The following is a 12,153-nucleotide window of genomic DNA, read 5'->3' as shown; positions in this document are numbered from 1 at the left end:
TCGGTTCCTCACATCCGGAAGACGCCGTAGGACACGGGCCGCAACGGTGCATTGCCGCACGCCGCGAGCGCGAGTCCGAGCACGGTACGCGTGTCGGCGGGATCGATGATGCCGTCGTCCCACAGGCGCGCGGTCGAGTAGTAGGGATTGCCCTGACGCTCGTACTGTGCGCGGATGGGCGCCTTGAATGCCTCCGCGTCGTCCTCGGTCCAGTCCTCGCCCTGCTGCTGCGAGCGGACCGTCTCGAGTACCGCGGCAGCCTGCTCGCCACCCATCACGGAGATGCGCGCGTTGGGCCACATCCACAGGAAACGAGGCGAATACGCGCGCCCGCACATCGAGTAGTTGCCCGCACCGTACGAGCCGCCGATCACGACGGTGAGCTTCGGAACACGTGCGCACGCGACCGCCGTGACCATCTTCGCGCCGTGCTTCGCGATACCGCCTGCTTCGTAGTCGCGGCCCACCATGAATCCGGAGATGTTCTGCAGGAAGACGAGCGGCACGCTGCGCTTGTCGCACAGTTCGACGAAATGCGCTCCCTTGACGGCGGATTCGCCGAACAGCACTCCGTTGTTGGCGACGATGCCGACGGGATGGCCGTGGATGTGGGCGAATCCGGTGACGAGCGTCTTGCCGTATTCGGCTTTGAACTCGTGGAACTCGCCGCCGTCGACGAGGCGGTGCACGACGTCGTGGACGTCGTAGGGGGTGCGCGAGTCGACCGGAACGATGTCGTACAACTCGGTCTGATCGGCGATCGCGGGACGCGGCGCGCGGGTTTCCCACGGCACCGGTGTGCGGGGTCCGAGGGTGGCGACGATGTCGCGCACGATGCGCAGTGCGTCGAGGTCGTCGTCGGCGAGGTGGTCGGTCACGCCCGACACCCGCGAGTGCAGGTCGCCGCCGCCGAGTTCCTCGGCCGTGACGACCTCGCCCGTCGCGGCCTTCACCAGCGGGGGCCCGCCGAGAAAGATCGTGCCCTGGTTACGCACGATGACCGCCTCGTCGCTCATCGCGGGCACGTACGCACCGCCCGCCGTGCACGAGCCGAGGACGGCCGCGATCTGCGGGATGCCCGCGGCACTCATCGTGGCCTGGTTGTAGAAGATGCGCCCGAAATGCTCGCGATCCGGGAACACCTCGTCCTGCCGGGGCAGGAAGGCGCCACCGGAATCGACGAGATAGAGGCAGGGAAGGTGGTTCTCGAGGGCGATCTCCTGGGCGCGCAGGTGCTTCTTGACCGTCATCGGGTAGTACGTGCCGCCCTTGACGGTCGCGTCGTTCGCGACGACGACGCACTCGCGGCCCCGGACCCGGCCGACGCCGGCGATGATGCCCGCGCCGGGAGACTCGTCGTCGTACATGCCGCCCGCCGCGAGCGGCGCGATCTCGAGGAAGGGGCTGCCCGGGTCGAGCAGCACGTTCACCCGGTCGCGTGGCAGCAGCTTGCCCCGCGCGACGTGGCGTTCGCGCGAGCGTTCGCCGCCGCCGAGGGCCGTGGACGCGAGCCGCGTCCGCAACTCGTCGACGAGCGCGACGTGGGCTTGCCTGTTGCCTGCCGCCCGATCCCCTGGCGTGCGTGGGGCGTGCGCCCGATCCCCTTCGGGACTGGTGCTTTCCGCGAGCGACATGACACCGCTTCCTCTCGACTCCGGCTCGGTTGACGGCGACCGCCACAGGGTCGATGATCCTTGTAGAGTTAATGCCCAATAACTGAGTTAGACCTTAACGACGATCGATCTTGTTGTCCAGACCACATACGAGGAGAGCTGTGCCCCCGAACACGTTCACCCCAGGCGCAGTCACCGCAGACACGACTGCACAGCAGGCCACCACGACGCGGGTCCAGCGCAAGGCGGACCGGCGCCGTCAATTGCTAGACGCGGCCGCGCGACTCATCGCCGAGCGGGGCTTTCCCGGAGTGCGCCTCGAGGATCTCGGCGCCGCCGTCGGCATCAGCGGGCCCGCCGTCTACCGGCACTTCGCGAGCAAGGACGCCGTGCTCGTCGAACTGCTCGTCGGCATCAGCACCCGTCTGCTCGCGGGCGGACACGCGGTGGTCGAGTCGGTGGACGATCCGCACGACGCACTCGCCGCACTCGTCGACTTCCATCTCGACTTCGCCACCACCGAGCCCGATCTCATCGTGATCCAGGACCGCGACCTCGCGAGCCTGCCCGACGACGCCCGTCGCGAGGTGCGGCGCGCGCAGCGCACCTACGTCGAACTGTGGGTGCACGAGTTGCGTCGCCTCGACGCGACGCGCGACGAACGCGACGCCCGGGTGATGGCGCACGCGGTTTTCGGCCTGCTCAACTCGACGCCACACAGCGGCAGGCGCGAGTCGGCCGATCACACCCGCCGCGTGCTGCGTCCGATGGCGATCGCCGCGCTCACTCGATGAGCCTCCCGCTCACTCGAGCAGCGAGACGGCGATCTCGCGCATCTCCACCTTGCGCACCTTGCCGGTGACGGTCATCGGGAACTCGTCGACCACGTGGACGTACTTCGGCACCTTGTAGTGCGCGAGCCTGCCCTCGCAGAACTCCCGCAGCCGCTGCGCGTCGAGCGGCTGCGCGCCTTCGCGCAGGCGGATCCACGCCATGAGTTCCTCGCCGTATCTGGCGTCGGGGACCCCGATCACCTGCGCGTCGAGCACGTCGGGATGGGTGTAGAGGAACTCTTCGATCTCGCGGGGGTAGATGTTCTCGCCGCCACGAATCACGATGTCCTTGATGCGCCCGGTGACCGCGACGTAGCCGTCGGCATCCATCACCCCGATGTCCCCGGTGTGCATCCAACGTGCGGAATCGATGGCCTCGCCGGTTTTCTCGTCGTCGTTCCAGTATCCGAGCATCACCGAGTAGCCGCGCGTGCACAGCTCCCCCGGCTCGCCGCGCTCCAGCGTGGCACCCGTCGCGGGATCGACGACCTTGACCTCGAGATGCGGACCGACACGGCCCACCGTGGCCACGCGTTGCTCGATCGTGTCGTCGGCACGCGTCTGCGTCGAGACGGGAGACGTCTCGGTCATGCCGTAGCAGATCGACACCTCGGTCATGCCCATGCGGTCGATGACCTGCTTCATGACCTCGACCGGGCACGGCGAGCCCGCCATGATGCCGGTGCGCAGAGTCGACAGGTCGTAGGAGTCGAAGTCCGCGAGTGCGAGTTCGGCGATGAACATGGTGGGTACTCCGTACAACGACGTGCAGCGCTCCCGCTGCACCGCCTCGAGAGTCGCGGCCGGGTCGAAGGCCGGGGCCGGAATGACCGTCGCGGCACCGTGACTCGTCGCGGCGAGGTTGCCCATCACCATTCCGAAGCAGTGATAGTAGGGCACCGGGATGCAGATCCGGTCGTCCGCGCTGTAGTGGCACAGCTCGCCCACGAAGTAGCCGTTGTTGAGAATGTTGTGGTGGCTGAGCGTGGCGCCCTTCGGGAAACCGGTGGTGCCCGAGGTGTACTGGATGTTGATCGGATCGTCGGCGGACAGCGACGCCTGCACGGCCGCCAGCCGATCCGGGTCCTCGGCGTGGGCGCGGACGCCGTCGTGGCGCAGCGAGTCCCACTCGTCGGTGCCGATCACCGCGACGTACTCGAGCGTGGGCGCGTTCGCGGATGCCTCACGCACCATCGCCGGGTAGTCGCAACCCTTGAACTCCGCGGTGCACACGATCATTCGTACGCCCGACTGCTTCAGCACGTACTCGAGCTCGAACGTGCGGTAGGCCGGGTTGACGTTCACCAGTATCGCGCCGATCTTCGCGGTCGCGTACTGCACGAGGGTCCATTCGGGGCAGTTCGGTGCCCAGATCGCGACGCGGTCGCCGGCGACGATGCCACGCGCCATCAGTCCCGCCGCGAGTGCGTCGACGTCGGCACCGAACTCGCGGTAGGTCCAGCGCCTACCGCTCTGCACGTCGACGACGGCATCCCGCTCGCCGTACGCGGCGATCGTGCGGTCCAGGTTGTCGCCGATCGTGTCGCCCAGCAGCGGCTTGTCGGATACTCCGGATGCATAACTCGGCAGCGCGGGCATCGTGGTCCTTCCGTCCGTGTCGTGCGTGACGGACTCCACGCTAGTGACTCACCTCACACCTCTCCACCCCCGGAAAGGGGTGGGGCGGAGACACCGGTGTCCTTCAGGGAGACGCCCGAGCGGCCGAGTGTCCGGGCACCCTCGAGCAATCTCGCGACGACGCGCGCGGCATCGGAGTAGCCGAGACCGTCGGGAGGATGGATGTTGGACACGCAGTTGCGCTCCGCATCCGAGCGACCGGGCATCGGATCGTGTGTCAGATAGACGCCGAGACTGTCGGCGACCGACAGGCCGGGACGCTCGCCGATCAGCACGAGTACCGTGCGCGCCCCGAGGGCCGCCCCGATGTGGTCGCCGAGCGCGACACGGGCCTGGACCGCGACGACGACCGGCGCGATCGCATAGCGACCGGCCCACTCCGACTGCAGCGCCGCGACGAGCCCGACTCCGTGTTCGGCGACAGCACGTGGCGACAAGCCGTCGGCGAGCACGATGCCTACCTCCGCGCCCCCGCCGGGCAACTCGGACAGATCGCCTGCGGGCACGCGCCCGAGGTCGGGCCTGCGAAGGTACTCGGCGCGTGAACGCGCACGGCTCGAGACGACGGCAGTCTCCGGGAACCCGACGGCGGCGAGCGCGGCGGACAGCGCCGCGGTGTCGAGCGGCTGGTGGACCGCGTCGCGTGCGGCCGCGTGCGCCGCGCGCAGCGCGAGAACGCTGCGAGTGGGAAGCGCATCGCCACTGCGGCCCAGCCCGATTCGTGCCCGGGTCAGCGCGCGCATGGGTTCCCAGGGGTCGGCTCGCCGTGCCCACGGGGCGGTGTCGCCGCTGCCCCCGTCCTCGGTCATCGAGCCAGCTCCCGCAGCGGCGACCCGGCCGGATCGATCTCGCGCAGACCCCCGTGCTCGTCGAGCATGCCGAGCGCCCGCAACCACTCTTCGAACTCCGGTGCGGGCCGCAGGCCGAATGTGCGGCGCGCGTAGAGCGCGTCGTGGAAGGACAGGCTCTGGTAGCCGAGCATCACGTCGTCCGCTCCGGGAACGGTGATGACGAACGCAGTGCCCGCTGCCGCGAGCAGAGTCAGGAGCGTGTCCATGTCGTCCTGGTCGGCCTCGGCGTGGTTCGTGTAGCACACGTCGACACCCATCGGCAGGCCGAGCAGCTTGCCGCAGAAGTGGTCCTCGAGACCGGCCCGCACTATTTGCTTTCCGTCGTACAGGTATTCGGGGCCGATGAAGCCGACCACGGTGTTGACGAGCAGCGGGTCGAAGGCCCGCGCGATCGCGTACGCGCGCGCCTCGAGCGTCTGCTGGTCGACCGGTGCGCCGTCCGTACCGAGGTGCGAGTGCGCGCTGAGCGCCGAACCCTGGCCGGTCTCGAAATACATGACGTCCTCGCCCACCGTGCCGCGCCGCAGCGACCGCGCCGCGTCCCGCGCCTCGGCGAGCAGCGCGAGCGTCACCCCGAAACCGTGGTTCGCGGCCTGCGTACCGGCGATCGACTGGAACACCAGGTCCACCGGAGCGCCGCCCTCGACGAGACCGAGGGTCGTGGTCACGTGCGACAGGACGCACGACTGGGTGGGGATCGCGAATCGCGTGCGGATGTCGTCGACGAGGTGCAGCAGCTCGGCGGTGGCGCGCGGCGAGTCGGTGACCGGGTTGATGCCGATCACGGCGTCGCCGCAGCCGAGCAGCAGCCCGTCGAGTATCGCGGCCGCGATGCCGCGCGGGTCGTCGGTCGGGTGGTTCGGCTGCAGACGCGTCGCGAGCCGGCCCGTGCCGCCGATCGTGGTCCGGAACGCCGACGTCACGCGCGCCGCACGCCCGACCGCGATCAGGTCCTGGTTGCGCATGATCTTCGACACGGCCGCAACCATTTCGGGAGTGAGGCCGGGTGCGAGCGCGGCCAGCCGAGTGCCGGCATCGGGTGACGCGGCGACCGACAGCAGATGATCGCGCAGACCGCCGACGGTGAGATGTGAGATCGGCGCGAAGGCCGCGCGCTCGTGTGTGTCGACGATCAGGCGGGTGATCTCGTCGTCCTCGTACGGCACGACGAGTTCCTCGAGGAAGACCGCCAGCGGCAGGTCGGCGAGTACCCACTGCGCGGCGGCGCGTTCGGCGTCCGAGCCCGCCGCACAGCCCGCGAGCTGGTCTCCGCTGCGGGCGGGAGTGGCTTTCGCGAGCACGTCGACGAGACCGTCGAATTCGTACGTGCAGCCGCCCACCTGCTGCCGGTGACGGGTCACGGCCCGCAGCCTTCGATGCTCATCGCAGCATCCCGTCCTCCTGCCGATCCAGCGGTCTTCGGTGAGGGCCACATGTTACGACCGCCGTGTGCCCACAGTGTGTTTCGCGCGTGACTGGCGTGTTACGCGGACAGCGAGCTCACGAACTCGGCAGCACGTTCGGCGAGCATCACCACGGTGGCGTGCGGACCGCGGGACGGAGCGACCGGAATCGCCGACGCGTCGGCGACGAACAGACCCCGCACGCCCCGCACCGCGCACCGCTCGTCCACGACGGCACCGGGGTCGCCCACGCCCCCCATACGCGCGCTGCCGCACATGTGCTGGCTCGTGCCCAGCAGTTCGAGTGGGAGCGGGGCCGCTCCGCCCGCGCGGATCGGGTCGAAACGCACGCCCCGCCACGCGGCCAGGACGTCGTGCGCGGCGTCGAGGGCCGCGGCGGCACACGCGCGATCGTGCGCGGTGCGCAGGTAGCCGTAGCGCACCCGCGGCGGCACGGTCGGATCCGCCGAGTCGAGTGCGAGGGTGCCGGTGCTGTCGGTCCGCATCAGTGCGACGCCGAGGCCGAGCCCTGCCGCAACGCCGCCCCCGATACTTTCGAGGCCTTCGATCGACCGTGCGAACGGCGCGGTGTAGGGCCGCAACTCGAACTCGGGGGTGTTGGCGCACGCCTCGAGCAGGGCACGGGCCGGCGAGAAGGATTCGGCGTGCGCGCCGGTGTCGAATGCATACGGCACCAGCAGTTCCGGATGATCGGTGAATCCGCGCCCGACCCCGGGTAGGTCGTTCGTGACCGGAATCGACAGGGCGGTGAGTTCGTCGGCAGGCCCGAGACCGGACCGGAGCAGCACGCACGGCGTCTCGAACGCGCCCGCACACAGCACGACGGTGCTCGCGCGCACCGTCTGCCGCGCGCCGTGCCCGGCCTCGGTTCCGTCGACGACGTCGACGCCGACCACGGTGTCGCCGCGGAACACGACGCGGTCGACGCGCGTGTGGGTGCGGATCTCGAGGTTGGCGCGGCCGCGCGCGGGGTCGAGATACGCGTGCGCGGTGCTGGCCCGGCGATCGCCGTCGACGTTGAGCGGGACGGGACCGACCCCGCCCGCGCCACCGGCATTCTTGTCGGGTTCGGCGGGCCACCCGGCCGCACGGGCGGCGTCGGCGAACGAGCGGGTGACGGCGCCCGCCGCGTCACCGGCCACGCGTCGCACCGTGACGGGACCGTCGGCCCCGTGCCGAGGCCCGGTGAAGTCGAGGTCGCGTTCGACGCGACGGAAGTACGGCAGTACCGCGTCGGCCGACCACGCTGCGGGCCAGCGCGCGAAATCGGCGTCGGTGGCACGCACGAAATACGCGCCGTTGACGGCCCCCGATCCGCCGACCGCGCTGCCGCGCGGAACGAAAGCGCTTCGCCCTTCGGTCAGTTCGACTTCGTAGCTGGTCGCGACGGTGGAGGTGGGCCCGAGCGGCAACCGGCCGATCGGCGCAGGTGTGGCCGGGTCTTCGCCCGCCTCGACGAGGAGGACATGTCGCGCGGGATCGTCGCTCAGCCGCGCGGCGAGCACACATCCGGCAGAGCCACCGCCGACCACCACGACATCCGCATGCCGCACGGTCAACTGCGCAGCCGAGGCTTGAGCGGATCGAGGGTGCGTGCGGTGAGCGCGCCGCGCCACAGACCCGACCCGTAGGCGAGGTCGTCGAGCCGCTTGAACACGGTGTGCCGCACGGGACCGAGGCCCCCGGCTTCGCGATGCGTGACCCAGTCGGCGACACCTTCCGCGAGCGCGAAGGTGAGCGCGATGCGCCGCACCCGCCGGGAGGCCACCACCGCGAGCAGTGTGACGGGCCAGTAGTGGCGGCACGCCGCCGACGCGAGCTGCCACATTCCGCCCGAGAAACCGCGCGCCGCAAGGATGGCCGCGACGCGCGTGGGCTGGTCGAGCCCGGCGAGCGTGCGCCGGAGCCGGACGATCGTGGCGACGAACATCGCGAGCGCGCCGAGCAGTCCGGCGCGCGTGCACGAGCCTGCCGCGAGGCACGTCGCCAGCGTCCACGGCGACATCGCGACCGGCGGGACCTTGCCGTCGTGCCGGGTGGCGAGCGGTGCCGCGCCGGTGCCGTAGAACATCTTGCGCGAGAACCACGTGCCGAAACGCACGCGGTGGTCGTGTGCGACCCGCGCGACCGGCTCGTAGCGCAGCCGCCACCCGGAGTCCTGGAGCCGCCAGCACAGATCGACGTCCTCCGCGACGTGCATCGTGTGGTCGAAACCGCCGAACTCGGCGAGCACGTCGCGGCGCGCGATCATCGCCGCGCTCGGCACGTACGACACGGGGCCGCCCGACGCGACGGCCGACTCGCGGCGCCCGAGGTCGAGCGACGAGCGCGCGTGTTCGTAGCGCCCCAGCACGCCCCGGTCCGGCACCAGCGCGACGATGCGCGGCGCGACGAGCGCGACCGACGGGTCGCTGAAATGGCCAAGCATGACCTCGGCCCACCCGGTGTGCGGCACGACATCGGAATCGAGGAAAGCAACGAACGGTGTTGTCGCGACGCGTAATCCGGTGTTACGCGCCGCAGCGGGCCCACGTGGTGCATCGTGACGCAGCACGGTGACACTGCCGAGCGCCCCCGCGGGCAGCTCCGGGACCCGCACGGGTGTGGTGGACCCGTCGTCGACGACGACGACGTCGAAGCTGTGCAGCGCGCCGAGCAGACGTACGAGGCCCTCGGGATTGTCCTTGACGGGGACGACCACCGTGACGTCGCGCGGAGACGGCGTGCTCATCGGCCGCGGGTTGGCGACTCCCGAGTCGAGCAGGCGGCGGGCGACGACGGCGGTCTGCTGATCGCACACCTCGAGGTAGCCGTCGCCGATCATGGCGGCAGCGGTGGGTGCGAGCTGCAACATACGGGTGGGTGAGCCGCCGATCAGGACTCGACCGTCCGAGTACGTGCGCACCCTCGGATCGATCCGGATCCCGAAGCCGTCGGGAAGTCGAGCCGGCTGCATCAGACGATGGTATGCCGGATGACGTCGATGCAAGCCGGTTGCATCGAAAAAGAAGCGCCGGGCGAGGAGAACCGTGCGGCCAGCTCTGCCGTGCGGAACCTTCGGCGTCTGTGCAAGGCGAGCGCGGACCCGCGCGAAACGCGGTGCGTCATGTGAGCCTCCCCTGTGGTCCCGGCGTCCATCGTGTCAGCATCGCCGCAGCACGATCGCACATCCGCGCGAAATCGTGTGCGCCTTCCTCGGCCGAGGCGCCACGTGGATCGCCGAGCACCCCGTTGGCCGACACGGCGACCATACCGCCTTGCCGCAGCCGGGGCATCAACGTCTCGACCGGTTCCGTATTTCCCGGCTCGAGCCGGTCGAGGTGTACGCGGGCAGGCGAAAGGTGGAGTAGCAGCGACGTTTCGGTCCGGCCTGCGTGGGCGTCGCCGCCGGGCACCGCGCACGGGTGCCAGGCGACGTCGCGGCCCTCGTAGCGGAGCAAGGTGGTCGCCTTGACGACGGCGTGGGCGTTGCCGCCGTGCCCGTTGATCCACACGATGCGCCCGGCCCATCGGCACGCCGATCGACCGAACTCGACGAGCACGCGTTCGAGCACGTCGGCGCCGATCGACACGGTGCCCGCGAAGCCCTCGTGCTCGCCACTCGCGCCGATCGAGATCGGCGGCGCGACCAGCACGCCGTCCAGCGACCGGGCGACGGCGTCGGCGATCACGGTGTCGGTGTCGAGGGGAAGGTGCGGGCCGTGCTGTTCGAGCGCCCCGACGGGTACCGCCAGCACGGGGCTCTCGTCGCGGAGTTCGGGCCACGTGTGCCCGGCGAGCTCCCTACTCATCGCGCGACTCCGACCGCGTGCGTGCGCGCACCGATCGCCGACCCCGCGGCCGCCCCCTCGCGGACGGCGGCGTCGAGCCTGCGCGGCGCGAGTGCGTCGCCGATCCGGACCGCCGCGATTCCGCGGGCACGCAGCTGCCGCCACAGGCCGTCGTCGGCGCGCGGCGCCACCGCGGCGACCACGACGTCGGCCATCAGATGCACGTCGCGCCCGGACGGGTAGTGCACGAGGGAGAGCGTCGTGTGCGTCCCCGCACGGACACACCGCTGCGGACTCACCTCGGTCACCTCGTCGACGGCGAATCGGGCCGTACGTGCCCGCCAGCCCGCGAGGTCGAGTGTCAGCCCGAGATCCTGGCCGACGACCGCCCCGCTCGTGCACACCGTGACGCGAAATCCCGCCTCGGCGAGCATCTCCGCCGCGGACGTGGCCTCGTGGAAGCCCAGTTCGTCGAACACGATCGCATGCGGTTGCCTGGCCTCGCCGTCACCGACCCGGCCCGCACCCACCGACAGGGCACCGTCGATGTCGCCTGCGTCCGTGACGGACCCCGGCTCTGCCCACGCGGGCCGGTGGGCCCGGGCGCCGGTCGCGACGATCACGTCGTCGGCGGCCCACTCCGCCACGGTCGCGGCGTCGGCATGCACACCGGTCCGCAGGTCGACGCCCGCACGCACGCACTCGTCCACGAGCTCGTCGACGACGCGACCGAGGCGCCCGCGGGTGGGCGCCGCCGCCGCGGTCCGGATGCGGCCGCCGAGCCGGTCACGCTCGAGGACCGTGACGTGGTGGCCGCGCCGCGCCGCGGTGGCCGCCGCCTTCAGCCCGGCAGGACCGCCGCCCACGACGAGAACGGTGCGTCGCGGGCCCGGTGCCGAGTCGCGCGTGTGTCCTTCGCGGCCGGCGCTCGGATTGACACAGCACGCGACGGAACGACCGAGACCGACGCGGCCGATGCAGTCCTGATTGCATGCGAGGCACGACGTCACCGTGTCGGCGCGGCCCGACGCGATCTTCTCGACGAAATGCGGGTCGGCGATCTGACCGCGCACGACGGCGACGAGGTCGCACTCGCCGTCTGCGAGCGCCCGCTCGGCGACGTCGGGGTCGTCGAGCCGGCCCGCCCCGATCACGGGCACCGTGACCGCGGCCCGGATCTGCGCCGTGGCCGACAGCGCGTAGCCGTGCGGCATCGCCATCGACCCCTCGACCAGATGCAGTGTCTCGGTGGCGGATCCGGGCGACGTGCCGAGATAGTCGACGTGCGGATCGAGCAGACCCGCGACGACGGTCGCGTCGGCGATCGACACGCCGCCCGCGGTGCCGTCACCGGTCGCGAGACGCACACCGAGCACCGCGTCGCCGATCGCGGAGCGCACGGCCCGCACCACCTCGAGCACGAGACGCGCGCGCTGCGCGACTGTGCCGCCGTACCCGTCGGTGCGCCGGTTGAGCGCGGGCGCCAGGAATGCCCGCAGGATCGACGACTGGGAGCACTGGATTTCGACGCCGTCGAAGCCGCCGCGCACGCACCTCGCCGCGGTGCCGGCGTAGGCCGCGACCAGTTCGGCCAGGTCGTCGGCCGTGGCCTCGCGCGGCACCTCGCGGAACATCGGGTCCGGCAGTGCGGTCGGTGCGAGCAGCGGCCGACGCGAGTACGCCGACGTGCCCTGTGCGCCATTGTGATTGAGCTGCGCGAGGATCGGTGTGCCGTGTGCGTGGACCGCGTCGGTGAGGCTCCGATAGGACGCCGCGGTGTCGTCGCGCCAGCCCTGGATCAGACGCTCGTACGCGTGGTCGGACGGGTGCACGACGTGCTCTTCCGTGACGATCAGCCCGGCTCCCCCGGCTGCGCGCGCCGCGTAGTAGTCGCGGTGACGGTCGGTGGGCAGACCGTCGCGCGCGAAATTCGTCAGGTGGGCACCGAACACCACGCGGTTCGCGAGCGTGAGTGCACCGACGCGCAGCGGCGACAGCAGCCGGGGGTACGGTCCGGGCACGGC

Annotated in this window: 9 protein-coding genes; 1 reads left to right on the top strand and 8 read right to left on the bottom strand. The window is 70.9% G+C overall.

Going from position 1 to position 12,153, the window contains the following annotated elements:
* Positions 1–8 precede the first annotated feature (8 nt).
* Positions 9–1,634, bottom strand: a complete 1,626-nt coding sequence (locus HCA44_RS02730; protein ID WP_169647011.1) for a carboxyl transferase domain-containing protein — start codon at positions 1,632–1,634, stop codon at positions 9–11.
* Between the two features lie 242 nt (positions 1,635–1,876).
* Here HCA44_RS02730 and HCA44_RS02725 point away from each other — a divergent pair, with 242 nt between their 5' ends.
* Positions 1,877–2,407, top strand: coding sequence for a TetR/AcrR family transcriptional regulator (locus HCA44_RS02725; protein WP_240945283.1), 531 nt, complete (start codon positions 1,877–1,879; stop codon positions 2,405–2,407).
* Positions 2,408–2,416: 9 nt separating this feature from the next.
* On the opposite strand, the gene HCA44_RS02720 is transcribed toward HCA44_RS02725, so the two are convergent.
* The 7 genes from HCA44_RS02720 to HCA44_RS02690 all read right to left on the bottom strand — a co-directional run bounded on the left by HCA44_RS02720 (position 2,417) and on the right by HCA44_RS02690 (position 12,150).
* Positions 2,417–4,045: an AMP-binding protein gene (locus tag HCA44_RS02720; RefSeq protein ID WP_169647335.1), complete on the bottom strand. Its 1,629-nt coding sequence runs from the start codon at positions 4,043–4,045 to the stop codon at positions 2,417–2,419.
* Positions 4,046–4,098: 53 nt separating this feature from the next.
* Entirely contained in the window at positions 4,099–4,893 is a 795-nt protein-coding gene (gene eutC / locus HCA44_RS02715; protein WP_169647009.1) for an ethanolamine ammonia-lyase subunit EutC, read from the bottom strand.
* Positions 4,890–6,296: an ethanolamine ammonia-lyase subunit EutB gene (locus tag HCA44_RS02710; RefSeq protein WP_169647008.1), complete on the bottom strand. Its 1,407-nt coding sequence runs from the start codon at positions 6,294–6,296 to the stop codon at positions 4,890–4,892. The genes eutC and HCA44_RS02710 overlap by 4 nt, the downstream gene beginning before the upstream one ends.
* Before the next feature lie 122 nt (positions 6,297–6,418).
* Complete coding sequence (gene mftG, locus HCA44_RS02705) at positions 6,419–7,912, bottom strand: mycofactocin system GMC family oxidoreductase MftG (protein ID WP_346764575.1); 1,494 nt, start codon at positions 7,910–7,912, stop codon at positions 6,419–6,421.
* A gap of 2 nt (positions 7,913–7,914) precedes the next feature.
* Positions 7,915–9,315, bottom strand: coding sequence for a mycofactocin biosynthesis glycosyltransferase MftF (mftF, locus tag HCA44_RS02700; RefSeq protein ID WP_169647006.1), 1,401 nt, complete (start codon positions 9,313–9,315; stop codon positions 7,915–7,917).
* A 148-nt stretch (positions 9,316–9,463) separates the two neighbouring features.
* Positions 9,464–10,150, bottom strand: a complete 687-nt coding sequence (gene mftE / locus HCA44_RS02695; protein WP_169647005.1) for a mycofactocin biosynthesis peptidyl-dipeptidase MftE — start codon at positions 10,148–10,150, stop codon at positions 9,464–9,466.
* Positions 10,147–12,150, bottom strand: a complete 2,004-nt coding sequence (locus HCA44_RS02690) for an FAD-dependent oxidoreductase (protein WP_346764546.1) — start codon at positions 12,148–12,150, stop codon at positions 10,147–10,149. The genes mftE and HCA44_RS02690 overlap by 4 nt, the downstream gene beginning before the upstream one ends.
* Between the last annotated feature and the right edge of the window lie 3 nt (positions 12,151–12,153).

The sequence above is a fragment of the Rhodococcus sp. HNM0569 genome (assembly GCF_012726205.1).
Lineage (GTDB): Bacteria > Actinomycetota > Actinomycetes > Mycobacteriales > Mycobacteriaceae > Rhodococcus_F.
The sequence above is the reverse complement of the archived record's forward strand: the minus strand, read 5'-3'. Positions and strand labels throughout refer to the sequence as shown.

Excerpts from the sequence above, each read along its gene's own strand:
- HCA44_RS02720 (WP_169647335.1), bottom strand. The coding sequence starts at position 4,045 with ATGCCCGCGCTGCCGAGTTATGCATCCGGAGTATCCGACAAGCCGCTG.
- eutC (WP_169647009.1), bottom strand. The coding sequence starts at position 4,893 with ATGACCGAGGACGGGGGCAGCGGCGACACCGCCCCGTGGGCACGGCGA.
- mftF (WP_169647006.1), bottom strand. The coding sequence starts at position 9,315 with ATGCAGCCGGCTCGACTTCCCGACGGCTTCGGGATCCGGATCGATCCG.
- mftE (WP_169647005.1), bottom strand. The coding sequence starts at position 10,150 with ATGAGTAGGGAGCTCGCCGGGCACACGTGGCCCGAACTCCGCGACGAG.
- HCA44_RS02730 (WP_169647011.1), bottom strand. The coding sequence starts at position 1,634 with ATGTCGCTCGCGGAAAGCACCAGTCCCGAAGGGGATCGGGCGCACGCC.